General features: G+C 57.7%; 15 protein-coding genes and 2 pseudogenes. 9 read left to right on the top strand and 8 right to left on the bottom strand.

Going from position 1 to position 18,916, the window contains the following annotated elements; all coding sequences use genetic code 11:
* Positions 1–227 precede the first annotated feature (227 nt).
* Positions 228–998, top strand: a complete 771-nt coding sequence (locus B0G75_RS34735) for a hypothetical protein (protein WP_146142569.1) — start codon at positions 228–230, stop codon at positions 996–998.
* Positions 999–1,216: 218 nt separating this feature from the next.
* On the opposite strand, the gene B0G75_RS34740 is transcribed toward B0G75_RS34735, so the two are convergent.
* From B0G75_RS34740 to B0G75_RS34760, 4 genes are all read right to left on the bottom strand, one after another.
* On the bottom strand, positions 1,217–2,191 hold the full coding sequence (locus B0G75_RS34740) for a hypothetical protein (protein WP_146142570.1): 975 nt from the start codon (positions 2,189–2,191) through the stop codon (positions 1,217–1,219).
* Positions 2,192–2,629: 438 nt separating this feature from the next.
* On the bottom strand, positions 2,630–4,381 hold the full coding sequence (locus B0G75_RS34745; protein WP_146142571.1) for a hypothetical protein: 1,752 nt from the start codon (positions 4,379–4,381) through the stop codon (positions 2,630–2,632).
* Positions 4,378–4,857, bottom strand: coding sequence for a hypothetical protein (locus B0G75_RS34755; RefSeq protein ID WP_106314350.1), 480 nt, complete (start codon positions 4,855–4,857; stop codon positions 4,378–4,380). The genes B0G75_RS34745 and B0G75_RS34755 overlap by 4 nt, the downstream gene beginning before the upstream one ends.
* The gene (locus B0G75_RS34760; RefSeq protein ID WP_106314351.1) at positions 4,854–6,026 is read right to left on the bottom strand and encodes a dsDNA nuclease domain-containing protein; all 1,173 of its coding nucleotides are present in this window, start codon (positions 6,024–6,026) and stop codon (positions 4,854–4,856) included. Before B0G75_RS34760 ends, B0G75_RS34755 begins: the two co-directional genes overlap by 4 nt.
* A 207-nt stretch (positions 6,027–6,233) precedes the next feature.
* On the opposite strand from B0G75_RS34760, the pseudogene B0G75_RS41620 reads away from it, so the two are divergent.
* Positions 6,234–6,320, top strand: a pseudogene (locus B0G75_RS41620) (ABC transporter ATP-binding protein); the annotation flags it as partial.
* Between the two features lie 331 nt (positions 6,321–6,651).
* Positions 6,652–7,887: pseudogene (locus B0G75_RS34770) on the top strand (tyrosine-type recombinase/integrase).
* A 654-nt stretch (positions 7,888–8,541) separates the two neighbouring features.
* On the opposite strand, the gene B0G75_RS34775 reads toward B0G75_RS34770, so the two are convergent.
* The 4 genes from B0G75_RS34775 to B0G75_RS34790 form a co-directional block, all read right to left on the bottom strand.
* On the bottom strand, positions 8,542–8,955 hold the full coding sequence (locus B0G75_RS34775; RefSeq protein ID WP_258194840.1) for a VOC family protein: 414 nt from the start codon (positions 8,953–8,955) through the stop codon (positions 8,542–8,544).
* Between the two features lie 109 nt (positions 8,956–9,064).
* Positions 9,065–9,889 (bottom strand): TetR/AcrR family transcriptional regulator, encoded by an 825-nt coding sequence (locus B0G75_RS34780; RefSeq protein ID WP_106314353.1) that lies wholly within the window; start codon positions 9,887–9,889, stop codon positions 9,065–9,067.
* Positions 9,890–9,977: 88 nt separating this feature from the next.
* The gene (locus B0G75_RS34785; protein ID WP_106314354.1) at positions 9,978–10,889 is read right to left on the bottom strand and encodes an SMP-30/gluconolactonase/LRE family protein; all 912 of its coding nucleotides are present in this window, start codon (positions 10,887–10,889) and stop codon (positions 9,978–9,980) included.
* Positions 10,890–10,940: 51 nt separating this feature from the next.
* Positions 10,941–11,705 (bottom strand): enoyl-CoA hydratase/isomerase family protein, encoded by a 765-nt coding sequence (locus tag B0G75_RS34790; RefSeq protein WP_006047399.1) that lies wholly within the window; start codon positions 11,703–11,705, stop codon positions 10,941–10,943.
* Between the two features lie 363 nt (positions 11,706–12,068).
* Between B0G75_RS34790 and B0G75_RS34795 the strand changes: the two genes are divergently transcribed.
* From B0G75_RS34795 to B0G75_RS34820, 6 genes are all read left to right on the top strand, one after another.
* Positions 12,069–13,406, top strand: coding sequence for an MFS transporter (locus B0G75_RS34795; RefSeq protein WP_106314355.1), 1,338 nt, complete (start codon positions 12,069–12,071; stop codon positions 13,404–13,406).
* Positions 13,403–15,844 (top strand): xanthine dehydrogenase family protein molybdopterin-binding subunit, encoded by a 2,442-nt coding sequence (locus B0G75_RS34800; RefSeq protein ID WP_258194842.1) that lies wholly within the window; start codon positions 13,403–13,405, stop codon positions 15,842–15,844. Before B0G75_RS34795 ends, B0G75_RS34800 begins: the two co-directional genes overlap by 4 nt.
* Positions 15,841–16,701 carry a xanthine dehydrogenase family protein subunit M gene (locus B0G75_RS34805; protein ID WP_106314356.1) on the top strand — a complete coding sequence of 287 codons (861 nt, stop codon included), beginning with the start codon at positions 15,841–15,843 and terminating at the stop codon, positions 16,699–16,701. The genes B0G75_RS34800 and B0G75_RS34805 overlap by 4 nt, the downstream gene beginning before the upstream one ends.
* Positions 16,698–17,189, top strand: a complete 492-nt coding sequence (locus B0G75_RS34810) for a (2Fe-2S)-binding protein (RefSeq protein ID WP_106314357.1) — start codon at positions 16,698–16,700, stop codon at positions 17,187–17,189. The genes B0G75_RS34805 and B0G75_RS34810 overlap by 4 nt, the downstream gene beginning before the upstream one ends.
* Before the next feature lie 162 nt (positions 17,190–17,351).
* Positions 17,352–17,666: an EthD family reductase gene (locus tag B0G75_RS34815; protein WP_106314358.1), complete on the top strand. Its 315-nt coding sequence runs from the start codon at positions 17,352–17,354 to the stop codon at positions 17,664–17,666.
* A 127-nt stretch (positions 17,667–17,793) separates the two neighbouring features.
* A complete protein-coding gene (locus B0G75_RS34820; RefSeq protein WP_106314359.1) occupies positions 17,794–18,675 on the top strand; it encodes an NAD(P)-dependent oxidoreductase in 882 nt (293 codons plus the stop codon).
* The last annotated feature ends 241 nt before the right edge of the window (positions 18,676–18,916 follow it).

An 18,916-nucleotide genomic window follows, 5' to 3' on the forward strand; every position in this document is an offset into this window, starting at 1 on the left:
GGTTCTTGCTCTTCTTGGTCACTGTTGTTTCGGTCATTGGACGTTATTTCCGTTATCGTCTCATGACCTCGACACACTAAAAATCTGACAGGCTCCAAAGTTTAGGGCTGCAAAAGCCTGACGACAATCGAAGACCTAATTGTCTACTACTACGGGAAGAAACGTTGATACACCTTAAGCGTGCTCGGGACCCGGCCAGCTTAAACGCTGGCTTCACAGGCGCCGGCTTGGTCACTAGGCTGGTAGCACTCGCCAAGGCGCGCCATTCCAACCCTGCCAAGATCGAGTGGGAAGGCATCCTCGGCGACTGGAAGAAGATGAAGCCGTTCTTGGAGCGAGACAGCTTCAACAAGTGTGCCTACTGCGAGGCGCCCACCTCAGCTGTCGCTTGGGGAGACGTCGAGCATTTCCGTCCGAAGTCCATATACTGGTGGCTGGCGGTATGCGTCGACAATTACGTGTTTTCTTGCCAGTTGTGCAATCAGAAATACAAGGACGATCATTTCCCTATTGCGGGCACGCAACTGCCTGCGCCAATACTTCCGGCCGCGCTCCCAACGACCCAAACGGCGCTTAAGCTCCTTGTGAGCAACTTCTGCCCGGATCCCGCGACCGCTATTGAGGCCGCTCTCTTGGCCGCCTGGCAAACGGAAGACCCAGATCTGCCTCATCCGTATCTTGAAGACCCTGAGCCACTATTTGCCTGGGCTGCCGTCGAGACGAATGAGGAAGTGCACGTCTTGCCTCCGGACAATGCCTCGCCTCGCGCAAAGCGCGCCGTCCAGGCCGCAGTTGACTACCTAGGAATGAACCGCGAAACGCTCGCCCGCCAGCGCTACATTGTCTATCGGTCTTTGGTTTTGGCGGTCCACGCGTGGAAACAACTGGACGATGCTCTTAGCTTGAAGCAGATCCAGTTCATGTGCCAGGCAAATCATCCGTTTGCCGGCATGTGTCGCTACTACGCCCATCTCGCCGGTGCTCCCTTCTCGCGCTGAACGTCCAAATGGCGCGCCGTAGGTCTACCGTGGGGCGGGCGTCGAATTGACAGATTAGCGATACTAGTAAAATGCCATCTGAGCGCAGGCATTGATTACTCGCTTTGGATCGCAACGGCCTTACGCTGTCGACGTAGTCTTCAAGAGGAGACTACAAGCGTCGCGTTGAGGCAAAGAGAGCAAACGAAAGGTTGCTCGAGGTGTTCGTCGTAGATGCCTCAGTCTCCATCTTTCCAGGACGACCAGAACTGGGTGGAGGCTTGTGAAAAATCACTGGTGCTTAACTCTGTTGCGAGCGAAGAAAAGTTCTCATGGCCGGTCTCGATGCAGGCAATGAGCGTCAAGACGAGAGTCAGATGCGATATGGTTTGCTTCTTGGAAACAGTCACGGCCTTCGATCCGTGAGCGATCGCGTTTCTGAATCCACTGAGCAGATCGAATTCGTTGACAATGGAAGTGTATATCAGATGCTTTGAGATTTCGATGCTAGGAAAGACATCGACAACGAGTCTTTTCAATTTCTCTGAGAGTCGCTCTTTATCCGATTGACACTCAAGTTTGAAATTTATGTAAGCCTCCAAGGCGCAGTAAAACATGAATGACGCAATTTTGTAGTCGCCCCTGAGCATCATTGCTAGCCCCTCCGCGAGGACGCCGAGATGGGTGTTGTCGTCCACCGTCCGCTTGCTTATCCCCAGCACGTCACAGATCGCATAGAGGCTCCACTCGTCAGGCTGAATACCTGCGTAAGAGGCTCTGTATCCACCGACAAACGTAATAGACTTATTTGTGTTGTCTACGAGTGGTTGCCGGATTCCGTGCAATTCAAACTCGTCAACGCAATCAACCGCCATTGCGATCTCACCGTTTTTAGCCAGAACTTCTGAGAGTACATCTTCGGAATCGTCAATGTAATCGTCGATATCCCACTCCACACGATAGTCGTTAAGCTCACAGTCGGCAACAATGGTTTCACCCTCCTTTTCCGCATGAAGGACGAAGCTAACATTTTCGGGGAAACTGTGCGAATCAGCAAAGAAGTATGTCTCCATCCGGTGGCGATCATAATTTGAGATGCTGTAGTCGGGGCTGTTACTAATTTTAAATACAAGTCGTTCTTCAGTAAGCATCTGGATTGAAGAAAGTAGCTGTAGTTCTACGCTAGGTTGTTTGATGAATTTTTTGTAGTTCATTGTGGAAGATAAATTAAAAATACAACATAAGGAATGTTAGTGATTTCTATCTCTTGGAAAGAAGAGATATTCGGTTGAGCTGGCTTATTCCAGAGGGTATTCGACCGATTTTCAGAGCTTGAGTGTATCAACGCTTGCAAAATTGTGGTGCGATGGCTCGCGTTTTTGAAACAGGACATCCGGCTGGTTGGGGCGGAACCGGTGTAGGTGCCGGAGCCGGTTGAGCCCAAAGAAACGACGTATCACGCGCGTGCGTGGCTTATTCATTGCGCGCTGCGCGCGACAAAGTAACGCCACTACCCGGTAAACACAACGTTCCGCTGATCTATCGGTTGCCATCCAGCGACTGAAGTGCGCTGGATGGCATTTTCCCTAGAAAGAAATGGGACGTCCTCGTCGGACAAGTGAAGTATGAATTGACTCCATGGAAAACGACGGCTAACCAAGGAACATCTCGTGCTTCTCACCAGTAAATGACGCGGGCCATTCCCTGTCTTTATTGTTCCCTCTATGGCGATATTCCGTAGCCGAGAAAACAATTTGAACGCTATGCTTATGTCCAAATACCTTGAGTTCATCAATGTATCGTCCAATGTCGACATTATGCATCTCGTGTTGCTTTGGTGTGTCCATAATGATGAATTGGAAAGGGAGCCTCTTGCCTGTTGAAAGCAATGCTTCGAGCAGAGCCGCATGGTATGCAAGTACTGCACGTACTCGCGTACTGCCCTTTAATTGGGCGAGAGCTTCGGTTCCAAATGTTGGGATGAAATCATCGACGAAACGGATCTCTGCTGAAACGTTACTGATCTGCAGGACATCGAGCCAACGTACCAAGGCGGTTTTGAGTGCCGTGCGGAAACTTGCCACGCTGGGGGTTAGCGTCGAAGAGTTTGCCAGCGTTTGCACTCTATCTACGGCAGCTTCGCGCTGCTCTGTAGCCTGCGCTAGGCGTTCGAGCAATAGCTCACGGCGTTTCACGTCGCGCTTTTGTATCTCCAGGTCAAGAACTTGATTAGTGAGTGCGTCAAGAGCTGTACGAGTTGCTACGGTAACAGTATCTGTCGCGGATCGCACTCGTTGTCCTTCGAGATCTTGGATGTGCGTGCGCAATTGCTCGGTTTGCTGAAGCAGAGCATCTCGCCGAGCCCCCTCGGTTACAGAAATCCGTTCAAGATCTTTGATTTGATCCCGAAGATAGAGAAGGTTCTTCGCATATGAATCCGTGCTAAATGCGAAGAGCCCACAACCGGTTACGCCGCATATTTCATTGAACAACGAAAATACGCGCTTTGCTTCTTCATTTAAGTTGAGCGTGGTGATCTCAGATTCGATTTCCGTGACAATTTGCGACATGTTATCCGCGCGCTTGTCGATCTCAGCAATCTCAAGCTGCTTCTCCCGCAGTTCCTTACGGCGGTCCCCGATCAGTTGCTCCAGCGCAGCAATCGCGGCTGTATTGGTAAGTCCGCTTTGTTGAAGTTGATCAAGTTCCTCGCGCATTCTCTCAAGGCGATCGGACAATACATCGGAAGAGAGAGGTAGTTCTGTTGCTCCTGCAGAATCAACCGCCTGACGCCTTTCGAGGACCAATCTGTCAAGTCTGTCGCGCTCCTTCGTGGCCTGAATAAGATCTTTCTTTGCGTCGAACGAGTTGCGGCAAGGCATCCGGCCGAGAATTCGCACCATCTCTGCCAGCTGATCCTTGATGAACATCTTTGGTGGCTTGTAGAACGTGCCATACCCATCGTCTTGATCCAGGTAAAAGAATGGCAAGACCGTTGCCATATATGGGGTGGTGGGTTCGTTAGACGTGGTGACAAGCGTCGGAAAATCTAGACCAAGAAGATCAAATAGATATGCGGAATAATCTTTCTCATTGGAGAAGCGCTGAGCAGGACCTGCCGGTTCCCGTACTTCGATGTCGAGTCCAGATGCGGTGATGTAGCGCTTGAGCGTATATCGGACTCCCTTGATATCAATGACAAGCGATGCACTTTCACATCGGCTAATAATATCTGCACGAAAGCTGACCGGAAATCCAAGGCAGTAAACAATAGTCTGGACGACAGGGGTTTTACCAGATCCGTTCGGCCCATAAAGTTGGGTGACTTCGTCAGCAAATAGCTGTTGCGGAAGAGAAAGACCATTCGATCCGCGCGGATCAATCTCGAGAGAAATCAATCTCATAAAAGTCCCAAAGACAGTTGGCGTTCAACCATAAGATTGCGATATGCACGCTGGACTTGAACGAGCTTAATGGCTAAAGTGTCGTTTCCTTCCGTCGCGAGGCTGATGACTTTAACTCCGAGTTCGGTGATTTGTAGCTTTGATTTTCGATTGTCAACTTTAACAAGATTGGCGACTTCCAGGAAACTCAAAGCCTTTACCGTCCGTACACGGAGATTGGCTGACCAACCAAGCTCGTGAGCGCTGCCCTTAAAACCATCCGCCGTTGCCGCAAGACATTCCCCTACCAGTTGGCCTAATTCGGCAACCAACGGTTTGCGTCGATCCTTTGCGAGGATCAGTAGCACCATTGCAATAAGTGGAAGGTGAAATAAGGCTTCGTTGCTGAGCGTGTACGGCTTGAGGACTCGCCCGTGTCGTACGGACACGGCGATATCCTGTCTCTCGACGCTCTCCAAAAATTGAGTAAGATTCATGACTTGATCCTTACAAGGATCGAAAGTAGGGCTCCAAGGAGCTGTTCATCCTGGAGGTCAAAGATCAACTTGTTGGCAACTAGTCTGCTCCGAAGCACATTGAGGTGTTCACGTAGTTTCGATACGCGAAACGCACCGGTGACAGCAACCATCGAATAAAATACGTCTTCGATTTCTGAATTTAGCGCGACAATGTTGATCTCGTTAATTGAGTTGCGATTTTCTCTCAACCAGACGTCCCAGTCTGTCTTGCAGCGAGCACATAATTCGACCTCTGCCTTCCCGGCACCAGCCGATTCCATGATGCGTTGGAGTACGGACGCGGTCTTCACGGCCTTTAAATCACCGCCTCGGCGGAGCAGCTCGTATGCATCAGCCGATATTGTTAATATTTCCAATAATTCAGTTATTCCAATGCTGGCTTGCTGATCGATATTTCCTTCGCTAAAATCAGAAATTACTCCGGATGATTTCCTTTCGACGAGCGAGAGAAGGTCTTTGATAATTTTTCTTGCTTCTGAATGGGAAAGATCAATCTCGCTATAATCAAAGATTTTTTGGCCGGCAAATGGAAAAAAACCTTCATCCTTTTCCTTCACGTATTCTACATCTGCTTCGAAGGTGAGCTTTTTTAGAAGTTTATATATCTCTTCCTGACCTAGCGTCGCAGTGGAGCAAGGAAAGCATGCATTAAATCGTTTGACCAACTCGATTGCATACGGATCAGAGAAGGCCGACGATTGAATGTCTAGAAACAGTTCTTCAACCCGATCGTCGAAGTTGATGTTAGTAAGAAAAACAACCTCTTCGCAGGAGGAGAGGAAATTTACTGTGTGTAATAGAAGCTTGCCGGCGAAGCTATCCCGAATTGCATTCGAGTCTTGTTTGTCGTGATTTTTTATGTTGGTCTTCAGACCGAAAATTTCATTTATCGTCCAGTTGGCGTTTTGTTTCTTTTTTGTCTTAACTTGGACAAACTTATAACGGAATCCAGATTTCGAAATCATCCGTACGACAAAGTCGTCGTGGTAGTCGCAATAAACCCTGTCGATAGAGGACGCCTCGAGTATGGCAAGTGCTGCAATTGCGGCCGCCCGCGTTTGTGCCTTGTAACGTGCGAGCGTATCCCTGCCGACTTGTTCTCGCGGTTTTATTTCGTGCAGCTTCACCTTGGCCCCTCGGTCTGGATTCTGCTTATCTTCTTCCTGGGGATTTTAACCGACTAGCTGATCTTGTGGATGTTAGCCCGGCTGTGAATCGAGAGTATGCTGGATAGATATCTAGCTGTCCTCCTAAAACGCCTTGATGTCCATCTGCACCGCAGAGGGTGATCGCAAGCTCACACTGGTGCTCAACCGAGGGGATGGGCGTGATGCGGCGGTGACCTGCAGAATGATGGTGTCCGGGGCGACGACGTCCCGCCCGCAAAGCGGGGCATCGCGATGGTCTTCCAGCGCTACGCGCGCTCAAGTGGACAGTCGCGACGCCAACCTGTCGAACCGCTGCGACGAAGGAAGATTTATGGTTGAAAGCTGTCGATTTCGGAAGTTATTTGGGTAACAGATCATAGGGACGAGACCGGTTGGGACCTTTTAACATGGCTAAAGTGGAAGCTATTTGGCTAATTTTTTGGAAGCCAATCGAGTTCCTCTACATTCTTCCGTTGATGTCCTGTAGGTCGCTGATTTTAAAGCGGTTTATGGGTAACGACGTGCTTGCGACTACCGTTGACGTCCGCACAATTTCCTCACGAAGTATGGGTAGCGATGTGGGTTTGTGGGTAGGGAGGGCAACATGGCTGGACGACCGTTGCATCGACTCAGCGCTCTGCGGGTCGCGAAAGAGGTGACGCCGGGTCATTACGCCGATGGCGGTGGCCTCTATATGCAGATCGCGGACAGCGGTGCACGCTCATGGGTGTTCCGGTTCAAACTGAACGGCCGTATGCGGGAGATGGGGCTTGGTCCGCTCTCGCGTGTTTCTCTGGGCGAGGCGCGAAAACTCGCCGCCGGGTACCGCGATATGGTGAGGGACCTGATCGATCCCATCCTTGCGCGGCGCGAACAGCAGCGCAGACAGTTGCTCGATATATCGCCGGACGCCAACGTGACGTTTCGGGAAGCAACTGAAGCGTTTATCCGTGCGCATGAACCCCAGTGGCGAAATCGCAAGCACGTCCAGCAGTGGGGGAACACGCTCAAGACCTACGCGTATCCAGTAATCGGTGACGTCCGGGTGCGCGACATTGACACCGCGACGATCGTGCGGATTCTTCAGCCCATCTGGACCAAGAAGGCGGAGACTGCGCGCAGCGTGCGCGGCCGCATCAAGGCGATTCTCGACGCTGAGACGGTGTTGGGTCATCGCGTCGGCAGCAACCCGGCACGATACGTCGATCATCTGTAACTCGTGTTGCCGCGGTCGAAGAAGCGTTCGCAGGTGAACCATCACCCGGCACTACCTTGGGAGGACTTGCCTGCGTTTGTCCACGAGCTTGAACAACGTCCGCGGCGTGCTGCACGGGTGTTGCATCTGCTGATCCTCACGGCGACCCGCACGAACGAGGTGCGTTTTGCGCGGCACGAGGAGTTTGACCTCGCCGCCCGCGCATGGTCAATTCCTGGCGACCGTACCAAGAGCGGTCGGCCGCTTCGCGTACCGCTTTGTGACCGCGCTGTCGAGATCGTGCGCAGCGCATTGCCCAAAGCAATGTACGGTTATCTGTTCCCGGGTTGCAAGGAAGGGCGTCCGTTGTCGAACATGGCAATGCTGACGCTTCTGAGACGTATGTCGCGACACGGAATCACCGTACACGGTTTCCGGTCGACGTTCCGCGACTGGGTTGCCGAATGTACGGACTATCCCGATTCGCTCGCAGAGGAAGCCTTGGCACACGTCATCGTATCGCAGACAGTGGCGGCCTACCGGCGTCGCGACCAGCTTGAGCGTCGGCGTCTGATGATGGAGGACTGGGGAAGGTACTGCGCCGAAAAGAAAGAGGGCACTGCGATGATGGCGTCGGCTGCATAACAAGCGTTCCTGCACAGTTGTCGTTCAGAACCGACTCGCGATCGTGGAACGCTATGTGGTACGGGGCGCGAAGGCTCATTGCAGAGTCAGATGGTTGATTTTTACCCGTAATTTACCCGCACACTGCCATCGATGTTTCGGGACATGGTTTGGTCCGACGGTCCGGTCGAGGTTCGCGGGGTTGTCGACACGTCAGAACCATCACGCCGACAAATCGAACTTGCGCCGCGTGAAAGATCGAGCGAGCATTTTGCGGGTTTTCTCAGGGGCATCGTCGGCTACAGTCTGACACGCGACATGCAGCCCTGTAGCGCACGCGGGCAGGACGACGGGCAAGTGTCGGCCGAGGCCGTGTGAAAACGCGCACTGAATGTGGCCTCCTGAAAAATCGACCGTTCAGATCGCGCTGTATTGGCTTGGTGGCCACTTGGGAAGGGTAACGCGACACCCGAAAACCGAGTACTTTCGCGTTTTCACACGGCCTCGGCCAGCAGCGGTCGTCCGACCGTCACATGAGACTGCCGCTCAAATGGCCGATCAGCGGTGGACTACGGCCGCAGGGCTGGCCGTCGAGTGTTTTGCGCATCCGACGACGCAGCGCCGACGCTTCAGGCGCGGCTCGTCGGGTTGGGCCAATGGGCTCGTAGGTGAATACTAAGGGTACTGCAGGATATTGATGATCGTACCGTCGGGGTCTCGAACCATCGTCGACCGCAAGCCGTCCGCAGAGAGAGGCTTGAGTTTCCATTCGAAGACTGCGCCTTCATTCTCGAGGTGCGATGTGACGGCTTCGAGGCTCGATGTACGAAAAACGATCGCCTTCGCCCCGGTCCGGTCGATGTGCGGCCCCGGCACAATATTCGCGTCGGGATTGCGAACGGTCGTTGCACGCGAAAGAAGTTCGATCCGCATGTCGTCTCTTTCGAGAATCTGGAAATCGGCCTCGAGTGGTTCGATGTAGGTCGAGTATCCTCGACGAAACCCGAAGAGGCGCCCGTACCAGTCTGCGGATCGATTGATGTCAGTCACCGAGACAGCGACGTTATCGAATTCAATCAATTGCTGCATCGGCAAGCCGGATGTGCTTAGGTCAGTCATTCATATTCCTCCACAGGTGGCGCCGCGAGCGCGCCTCTTAGGCGAGTCAACCCTCCGGCGGCTGAATCGCCAGGTCGCGTCACTCGCGACCGCGCACGCTACGAGTCGGTGTGTTCGCGATGGTGCTGGCTTGCGACTTCTTCGTTCGACCACTCGAGGGCTTGGCGACGCGGCCTTCGGGCTCCTTCGAACTTACGTTCGTGCCTGTTTCGTTGCGCACCAACTCACGTATGCCTGCCGCCGCGAAGCGGACGAGGTCGGAATAGTGTGCCGTCGACTTCCTCGCGCGGTCCCGTGCGCCCAGTCGCATCGCCCGGCCATTGAGTGCATGGGCCTGCTGCCGGGCTCCCACGGAAAACAGATACGCCCACACCGCCTGCTCGCGTGCAATGCCAGGCACGACGGTATGCAGCGCGTCGATGAATCGCTCCGCGATCGGGTCATAGTAGGTCTCGCGAATGCGCCGTGAACGCTCGTCGCTGCCTAGACTGACGGACGCAACGAGTTGCACGTAAAGCGCGAGATTCACAGCATCCTCGCCATGAAAAATTTCCGATAGCGGGGTGAAGGCAATCGTCAGCACGTCTTCGACGGTCGCGGTGCGTTCGCTCGCGAACAGGGCGTCGAGCAACTTGCCACGGTGTTGATTGATCGCCGACGACCGTCGCTCGAACACGGCCTCGTAGAGCTTGTCCTTGGTCGCATAGTGATAATGCACGAGCGCCTGCGCGACTCCCGCTTCCTCTGCGATGTTTCGCATGCTCGCGCCGGCGTAGCCGTGCTCGCCGAACACCCTTTCGGCCGCATTCAGGATCGCGGACAGGCGGGTACCGGGCGCTTGGTCTGGTTCCTGAGCACCGTTGCCCGTGCGTGCCGACGCCTTCTTTTCGCGTTCTGTCTTCATCTAAGCGACTCCATCACCGTACTATTTGATCGATCAATCAGTATATCGCGATCCTCATGCGACGCGATATACCGTGCAGCGCACGCCGTTACCCAAGAAATTCCGGCTCGGGCAGTCCTTTCACTCCAGGACGTATCGCGAGCACATTGCCCGCGAGCGGTTGCTGCGTGAGTTCCTTCTCGCTCATGCGCCGGCGCGCCGTAGTGATAAAGAGGGTGTCGAGATCGGGGCCGCCGAAGCACAGGCTGCTCACGCGCCGCACCGGGAGATTGATGACCATGTCAATTCGTCCGCGTGGGTCGTAGCGCGTGACGCACCAGCCGTCCATGTTCGCGCTCCAGAAGCACCCGTCGGCATCGACGGTCGAGCCGTCGCAGATGCCACGTCCGAGCGGAACTTCGGCGAACTTGCGGCGGTTATAGATGGCGCCGTCGACGGAGTCGTAGTCGAACACGTCGATCTGGCAACTGAACGAGTCGGTCATGTACATAAGGCGGTTATCCGGGCTAAAGCTGAGCCCGTTGATGCACGTGATGCCTTCCATGATGAGTTTCGGCTTCAGATCGGGATCCAGCCGGAACAAACGTCCGCGTGGGGTGTAGGCGGCCGCTTCAACGGTGCCGGACCAGTAGCGGCCGTGCCTGTCGCACTTGCCGTCATTGAAACGGTTCTTCGGACGCTCGGCATCGGGACGCGCAACTTCGGTCAGCTCACCGGTTTCGGGCGAGAAGAAGTAGAAGCCCGAGCGCATGCCTACGATCAGGCCGCCTTTGGCGCGCAGGCCGATGCTGCCGATCTCTTCCTGCATCGGCCAGCGCTTCTTGGCGCCGCTTGAAATGTCGAGGCGATGGATCGATTGACCGATCCCGTCCACCCACCACAGAAGTTGCGTTTTCTCATCCCAGATGATCGACTCGCCGAGCACGTCGGGCGTTGAATCGACCACATCGATGACCGAACCTACCATATCGATCGGTCTGGTAATACTGCTGACAGTCATGCTGCCTCCTTGATTTGTGAAGTGATACAGATAAGAAGAGTCGGGTCCCGCTCAGGCGGCTACTTCTCTCATGCGGGCGATGCCTTCCAGCGCGAGTCCGTATCCGAGCACGTCGTGCAGTCGTGCTTTCAGTTCCTGGTTCAGGCAGGTGCGTGTATAGCGTCGCACGAGACGCGGCTGCTTGAGCATCAGCCTGGCTAGTTCGCGGGCGCGCGGCAAAAGCTCGGCCGACGGCAGCACTTCGTTCACCAATCCCATTTCAAGCGCCGCGCTTGCGGGAATGCTCTGACCTGTCAGAAGAAAGTAATGGCCGCGCGCGCGACCCATCAGCAGCGGCATGATCAGATGCATGCCGTCGCCCGGCACCATACCTCCCTGGAAGTGTGCGGTGTCCTGGATCGTCGCGGTGTCCGATGCGAGCACGATGTCGCCGAGCAGCGGGATCTCTGCATGCCGCACGGCCGGGCCGTTGATGACGCTGATCACCGGCGCCTCGATGTTGAGCAGGTTGATGAGCAGATGCTTCGCTTCCCAGTAGATCGGATCGTAGACCGTGGGCGTCATCGAATTACGGTTCTGATGCATGCCGGGCGCAATGGCCGGTCCGCTGAAGGCGTCGCCTGTGCCGGTCATGATCACGACTTCGTTGTCCCGATCGCGTCCTACATCGAGAAAAGCCTGTTCGAACTCGCGATGGGCTGTCAGATTCCATACTAGTGGCTCGCCGTGCGTGTGGAAGTGCATCTCCAGTACGCCATCGGTGCGGGTCATGCGGATGGTCTCGAATTTGTCTGAGTACTCGTTGAAGGTGCTCACGGCTCTTTCCTCTGATGAAGGTTGAAAAGTCACTCTGACGCCTGTCGCAAACGTGCGGCTCTTCGCCAGGCGATGCGTTCAACTGTCAATACTAGTCCTGACTGATCGATCAGTCAACAAGGGAAAATCCCCGGCAAAATGCGCCGTGTTTCGGGTTGACCGGACGTTGGCTCCTCGGCTACTGTGCTGACTGTTCGATCGATCAGTTTTTCGTGCGAACGTTCTGCCGCCTTCGGGCGAACCGCTCAGAAAGAGCAGACGCCGCCGGACCATCTGCGCGTCGACAGGCTCAAGGAGACAGCCTCATGAAACGCTTTCCGTCATTCACGTGCCGTTCCGTTCAACTTCATTGAGAGGGTCATCATGTCGCGCAAAATCGCTCTCGATGTACACGCCCCCGCTCAGGTAACGGCCCCGGAAGACACGCAGCGCGCGCTTTATCTCAAGGTCGCGATGCGGCTTGTGCCGCTTCTGATCGTGTGCTACGTGATCGCGTATCTGGACCGCATCAACGTCGGCTTCGCCAAGCTGCAGATGCAGGACGCGCTCGGCTTCAGCGATGCCGTGTACGGACTAGGCGCGGGAATATTCTTCATCGGCTACTTTCTGTTCGAGGTGCCGAGTAATCTGCTTCTGCAACGCATCGGCGCACGTAAGACCATCACGCGCATCATGGTTCTATGGGGCTTCACCGGCTGCGCAATGGCGACCGTATCGAGCCCGACCGCGTTCTACGTACTGCGCTTTCTGCTCGGCGTGTTCGAGGCGGGCTTTTTCCCCGGCGTCGTCTACTTCCTGAGTCAATGGTTCCCGCGCAACCGGCGCGGGCACATTCTCGGTCTCTTCATGACCGGTTTCCCGATCGCCGGGATGATCGGCGGCCCGGTGTCGGGCTGGGCGATGTCGCGGCTCGCAGGGGTTGCGGGTCTGGCGGGCTGGCAGTGGCTCTATATCGTGGAAGCGGCGCCGGCGGTGCTGCTCGGCATCGTGACCTGGTTCACCCTTTCGGACGACATCGAGCGAGCAAAATGGCTCACCGAACCGGAGCGTGACAACTTGCGCCACGCATTGCGCGACGACGGCCACGAGGCCGGTGTGGAACACGCCGGGCAGTTGCGGCAGGTCATCGTCGATCCGAAGGTGTACGTGATCAGCTTCGCCTATTTCACCTTTATTTGCGGCACCTATGCGCTGAGCTTCTGGGTGCCGACGGTACTGAAGAGCGCAGGCGCGACGAGCGTGGAACGCATTGGCTGGCTCTCGGCCATTCCGTACGGCATCGCCGCGATCGGCATGGTGCTGATCTGCCGAAACTCGGACCGGCTTCTCGAACGTCGCTGGCACGGCGCACTGGCGGCCTTGGCAGGCGCGACCGCACTTTCACTGCTGCCGCTTCTGGCGCATGATCTGACTGCGACCATCGTGCTCCTGACGATCGCATCGACCACGGTGTTCGTCACGCTTCCGCTGCTGTGGTCGCTGGCGTCCGACTATTTCGCCGGGTCGCCCGCCGCTGCTCCGGCGATCGCATTCGTCAACAGCCTCGGTCTGCTCGGCGGTTTCGCCAGTCCGTTCGCGATGGGCTGGCTCAAGACGCTGAGCGGCACACTCAACAGCGGGCTTTATCTGATGACGACACTGCTGGCGCTCGGTGCATGCGCAATGCTCTGCGTGCGCGTGGGACGCCAGGCGAGCCGATGAACAACGAACGAACGGCGGGGTCCGCGCAATCGGGCCGTCGCGCGACAAACATGGAACAGACTTTCAAGGATGCGTCGCCGGGCAGCCTGCTCGGGGAGAGCGTGGCGCGTCTGGACGCAGCGCGCTTCGTCTCGGGGCGCGTCGATTACAGTGCCGATCTCATTCCCGAAGGCGCGCTCCATCTTGCCGTCCTGCGCAGCGCTCACGCGTGTGCGACGATCGTCTCGATCGACCTGTCGAATGCGCTCGCCATGCCGGGTGTCGTCGCTGGCCTCACGGGAGAAGACGCAGCGCGCATGAGCGATGCAATGCCGCCGGCCATGGATCTCCCCGCACATGGCGCACGCGGGCCTTTACAAAGTCGTTGCCTTGCACTTGAGCACGCCACGTACTTCGGCCAACCGGTCGCGGCGCTCGTGGCGACGTCGGTGCACGACGCGCAAGCCGCGCTCGCGAAGATTCGCGTCGAATACGAGGTGCAACCGGCAACCGCCGACGCCCGCGACGCCCTGCGCGAAGGTGCGCCAGTGGTTCAGCCCGGCTGGGATACGAACCTATTCGTGCGCGACCGCATTCGTTCGGGGAACGCCGATGCTGCATTCGAGCGCGCGGCGCACATTGCACGAGGGGAACTGACGGTCGGCCCATCGACCAGTGCACCAATGGAAACGCTGTGCTACGTCGCCCAGTGGGACGCGCGCGGCGAGCGCTACACGTTGACGGGCACGTTCCAGAACCCTCATACGAGCCGCTGGCTGATTGCAGCAGCCTTGCGCGTGAAGGAGTCACAGGTCCGCGTGATCGCCCCGCGCATCGGCGGGACGTTCGGGCTCAAGATGGCTGGGCATCCCGAAGAAGTGCTGGTCGCGCTGTTTAGCCGGATCACGAAACGCCCGGTCGCCTGGGTCGAGGAACGGCGCGAGACAATGCTCGCCGGTGCACGTTCGCAGCATCACAGCTTTGAGATCGCGGCGGATGAGCAAGGCAGGCTCATCGGCTGGCGTGACCGCATCATGGTGGATGTCGGCATCATCGGCGCCGGTCACAGTTGGGCGATGGCGCTCGTCACGCCGGCCGTGTTTCCGACCGTCTACACGATTGAGCACTGCGACGTCGAGTGCTCCCTCGCGATCACCAATCGACCGCCCTGGCAAGCCATACGCGGTTACGGCAAAGAGATCGGCAACCTCGTGCTGGAACATGCAATCGATCTGCTGGCACGGCAAACTGGCATGGATCCAGTTGAATTGCGCCGTCGCAATCTGGTCGCACGGGACGCCTTGCCGCGTTTGCTGCCGTCCGGGCTGAACGTGGATAGCGGCGACTATCCGGGCGGCCTCGAGCAGTTGCTGACGATGTTCGATTATGAGCAATGGCAGGAGCGGGCAAGCGCGGCGCGTACCAGCGAGCGTCGCATCGGTATTGGCATTGCGTTCGAACTGACGCCGGAAGGCGGCGCGCGGCCCGGTAACTTCCCCAATGGTTACGAGACGTCCACCGTTCGCATGATGCCGTCGGGCGACGTGCAGGTGCTTACTGGCGTGACGTCTCCGGGCAGCGGCAGCGATACCGGCATTGCGCAGATGGTCGCCGGTGAGCTCGGCCTGCGCGCGGACCAGGTAAGCGTGATCGAAGGGGACACGGACGTGACGCCGCTCGGCACCGGCAACGCTAGCAGCCGTGCGCTGATGTACGGGGGGACCGCAGCGTATCTCGCCGCGCAGGAGTTGCGGGCACGGCTCTCGCAGTGCGCCGCCAACATGCTCGGCGGTGCGCCCGACGACATTTCACTGCGCGACGGCCATGCGTGGCGCGAGTCGAACGGCGCGAGGATCGAAGTGGCCGAACTCGCCCTCGGGGCGCATCTGCGGCCATTCACCGTGGCAGCCGGTGTGACGCTGCCGCTCGAAGTGACGCGCAGCTTCGCGCCACAGAACGTGCGCGTGGAGCCGGATGCGCAAGGCCGCATCGCCACGTACCCGACATTCTCGTATTCCGTGCATGCCGTGGCGCTCGAACTCGACATGGCGACCGGCAACAGCAGGCTGCACGACTATGCCGTGGTGCACGACTGCGGCGCAATGATCAATCCGGCGCTCGTCGAAGCGCAGCTCAGGGGCGCGGTCGTGATGGGCATCGGTGTGGCGCTTTGGGAACTCATCAGGTTCGACGAACATCAGCGCATGATCACCGATCGCTTCAAGAGTTATCTATTGCCCCGTGCTAACGATCTTCCGCCTATTCGCGTCGGGCATCGCGTGACGCTAAATCCGTTTCATCCGCTCGGCATGAAGGGCGCGGGAGAATCAGGCCTCGGCGGTGCGCTCTCGGCTGTGAGCAACGCCGTGGCGAATGCACTTGGTGACGACGCGCGCCTGACGCACGTGCCAGCGACGCCGGCGCGCGTGATGGCGTCCCTCAAGGAGCGACGCACGTGATCGGCCATTACTTCGATTTTCACCAACCGACGGAACTCGACGAAGTGGGTGCCTTGCTGGCCGCCTTTCGAGAGGATGCGTCGGTGCTCGGCGGCGGCACGATGCTGGTGCCGTCGATGTCCGCAAATCTCGTGTGTCCCGGACATGTCATCAGTCTGAGTGCGCTCCGTCTGGACGAGATCGTGCTCGGCGATACGCATCTGCACATCGGCGCGATGACGACCTATGCGCAATTGCTCGCTTCACGGTTCGTGGCACGCCATGCTCCGCTGCTTGCGGCGATGGCCGCGCAGGTCACGGGCGGCGCGTCAATCCGCAATCAGGGTACGCTCGGCGGGGCGGCGAGCTTTGCGAATCCTTCGTCCGACGCACCGGGATGTCTCGCGGCGCTCGAGGCAGAGTTCGAATTGCGCTCGTCGCAGGGCGTGCGTCATGTCGCTGCGCAAGAGTTTTTTATCGACGCCTTTTGCACCGCGCGGCGCGCAGACGAGTTCCTCGTTGGCATACGCGTGCCACGTGACGCGACGCTCGTAGCATGTGAATATCAGAAGTACAAGGCGAGTGCGAGTTCATGGCCTATCGTGACCGTCGCGTGCTCCCTGCATCGGGGCGAGCAGATCAGTGTGCGGCTTGCCGTCGGCGCGGCCGGCCGACGGCCGGCGTATCGCCGCTTCGAGAGCGACGAACAGGTGTTGCTTGCGCCCGATGAGTTCATCGAGCATGCGGCGATGAGTGCGCGGGATCTTGTCGGCGAAGGCTGGAGCGATGAACTCGCAGACGCGGATTATCGTCGCGCTGTCGTGCCGGGCGTCGTGAAACGGCATTTGCGCATCCTGCTCACGGGAACGAAGACATGAAAGGAACGACCGAGGTGCGGCTGACGCTCAACGGCGAGCCGCGTTCTGAACGAGTGGACACGCGACTGTTGCTCGTCGAACTCATCCGCGATGCACTCGATGCGAAAGGCACGCGCATCGGATGCCTGACCGGCGATTGCGGCGCGTGCACGGTGTTGATCGACGGCGAGGTAAGGAAGTCCTGTCTTGTGCTTGCGGCGTCGATATCCGGAAACGACGTGCGGACGATCGAAGGCCTCGGCGGAATCGAGGCGCTGCAGGAGGCGTTCATTGCGGAGAACGGGTTTCAATGCGGATTCTGCACGAGCGGCATGCTGATCGCGGCGGCGGACCTCCTGAGGCATAACTCGTTGCCGAGTCACGAAGAGATACGTCACGCGATCAGCGGCAATCTGTGCCGGTGCACCGGCTACGAGAGCATCGTCAATGCGATCCATCGCGCGGCGCACGGCGAGAACACGTGCGCGCCGGCCGACGACCCAGGCTAGCAGCGTTCTCGCGTTCCTTATCGCAATGCCGATCGGTCCGCCGCGATAAACGGTGAAGCCGCGAGACCCGCCTGAATCTGGCATCGGCGCCCGCGCGCGGCATCACCGGTGCGATGCATCCGATCGATGCCGACTTTCACGCCTTAGTCGCTGGAGAACAGCATGTCAAGAGATGCGAACGTCACGATCTACGTCGCCTACGAAGGAGAGACCGGTGCGCGCTTCGATCGCGCGTATTACGTCGACCGTCATTTGCCCCTTGTGATGCATCACTGGTCACGCTACGGCCTTGTCGGGGTCGCGGCCTTTTTCCCGGCAGAGAAGCAGGCCGGGACGCTTGCGATCTGCGAATGCAGGTTTCGTGACGAAGCATCGGTCAATGCAGCCTTTACGTCACCTGAAGCGCCCGCCGTGATGGCCGACGTGACACGCTTCACCGATATTGCGCCGCGCCGCCTGCGTGCGTCGGCGCTATAAAGAGGCACCTGCGAAGAGCTCGGACGCAACGCTCACTTCTTTCTTCGAATGGATCATCGGCCAGTCTAGGCGACGCCGGACACGCGCATTGGCTAACACGGTTCATCTGAAATGCAGGAGAAACCACATGGAAATTGGCATCATCGGACTCGGCGTGATGGGACGCGCGATGGCCCGCAACCTGGCGCGCGCAGGACATGAGGTGAAAGCGTGGAATCGTTCAGGCGGATCGGTGGAAGGTGTCACGATGGTCGCATCGCCGGTCGAGGCGGTCCAGGGCGATGCCGTGCTCACGATGCTGTCCGATGACGACGCAATCCGCTCGACGCTCGTCGCGTCCGGCGTGCTCGCACGGGCGCGGCGCGGACTCGTGCATGTCGTCACGTCGACGATTTCGGTTGCGTTCGCTCGTGAACTGGTTGCCGTGCACCAGAAGGCGGGCATCGGTTATGTTTCTGCGCCCGTGCTCGGACGCCCCGACGTGGCGGCGAAGGGCGAACTCAATGTGCTCGCGGCCGGCGCCCCTGAAGCCGTGGCAACGATACGTCCTTTGCTCGAAGTGATTGGCGGACGCATCTGGCATATGGGCGATGAGGCGCCGACTGCAAATGCCGCCAAAATCGCGTGCAACATGATGATCACGATGGCAATCGAGGCGATGGCGGAAGCCGTCGTACTGACCGAAGCGAATGGCTTGCAACGCGAGCGCTTTTTCGACGTAATCCTGAACACGCTGTTCGGCAGTCGTTCGTATCAGGTTTATTCGGCGAACATCTCGGGCGAAAACTACGAGCCCGGCTTCAAGGCGACGCTCGGTCTAAAGGACTTGCGCCTGGCATCGGAAGCCGCCCGCGAAGCCGGGCGAACGTTGCCGATGCTCGCTGCGGTCCACGGCCGGATGGCCGATACGGTTGCGGCTGGGTTGGGGGACCGCGACTGGTCGGCGATGGCGAAGTACACAATCCAGGAGGGGACAGGACGAGGTGGATCGTCTATTGGCAAGGAATAACGCCGGCCCACTGCAAATGACCGTTGTCCTTCTGTAAGCGGCCTTTAGAAAGCCGTGGAAACAGATGACCGAGAAGGGTCGCACCGGGACTTTGGAGGGGCTAAACACCGGGCATTCCACGGGCGCGAGTCGCCGCAGATGATGCGCGAATCTCATCTTAACGCCGACATTCCTAGGCTAAAGTCCTTCTACATTAAGCGTGCTCACTCTGTCGTTCGCTACCTCGACGAACATCCCTTGC

This window comes from Paraburkholderia sp. BL18I3N2 (assembly GCF_003001875.1).
Lineage (GTDB): Bacteria > Pseudomonadota > Gammaproteobacteria > Burkholderiales > Burkholderiaceae > Paraburkholderia > Paraburkholderia phytofirmans.

Coding starts and splice junctions, on each gene's coding strand:
- B0G75_RS34745 (WP_146142571.1), bottom strand. CDS start 4,381: ATGAGATTGATTTCTCTCGAGATTGATCCGCGCGGATCGAATGGTCTT.
- B0G75_RS34755 (WP_106314350.1), bottom strand. CDS start 4,857: ATGAATCTTACTCAATTTTTGGAGAGCGTCGAGAGACAGGATATCGCC.
- B0G75_RS34740 (WP_146142570.1), bottom strand. CDS start 2,191: ATGAACTACAAAAAATTCATCAAACAACCTAGCGTAGAACTACAGCTA.
- B0G75_RS34815 (WP_106314358.1), top strand. CDS start 17,352: ATGTCAAGAGATGCGAACGTCACGATCTACGTCGCCTACGAAGGAGAG.
- B0G75_RS34775 (WP_258194840.1), bottom strand. CDS start 8,955: ATGCAGCAATTGATTGAATTCGATAACGTCGCTGTCTCGGTGACTGAC.
- B0G75_RS34820 (WP_106314359.1), top strand. CDS start 17,794: ATGGAAATTGGCATCATCGGACTCGGCGTGATGGGACGCGCGATGGCC.
- B0G75_RS34795 (WP_106314355.1), top strand. CDS start 12,069: ATGTCGCGCAAAATCGCTCTCGATGTACACGCCCCCGCTCAGGTAACG.
- B0G75_RS34785 (WP_106314354.1), bottom strand. CDS start 10,889: ATGACTGTCAGCAGTATTACCAGACCGATCGATATGGTAGGTTCGGTC.
- B0G75_RS34810 (WP_106314357.1), top strand. CDS start 16,698: ATGAAAGGAACGACCGAGGTGCGGCTGACGCTCAACGGCGAGCCGCGT.
- B0G75_RS34800 (WP_258194842.1), top strand. CDS start 13,403: ATGAACAACGAACGAACGGCGGGGTCCGCGCAATCGGGCCGTCGCGCG.
- B0G75_RS34780 (WP_106314353.1), bottom strand. CDS start 9,889: ATGAAGACAGAACGCGAAAAGAAGGCGTCGGCACGCACGGGCAACGGT.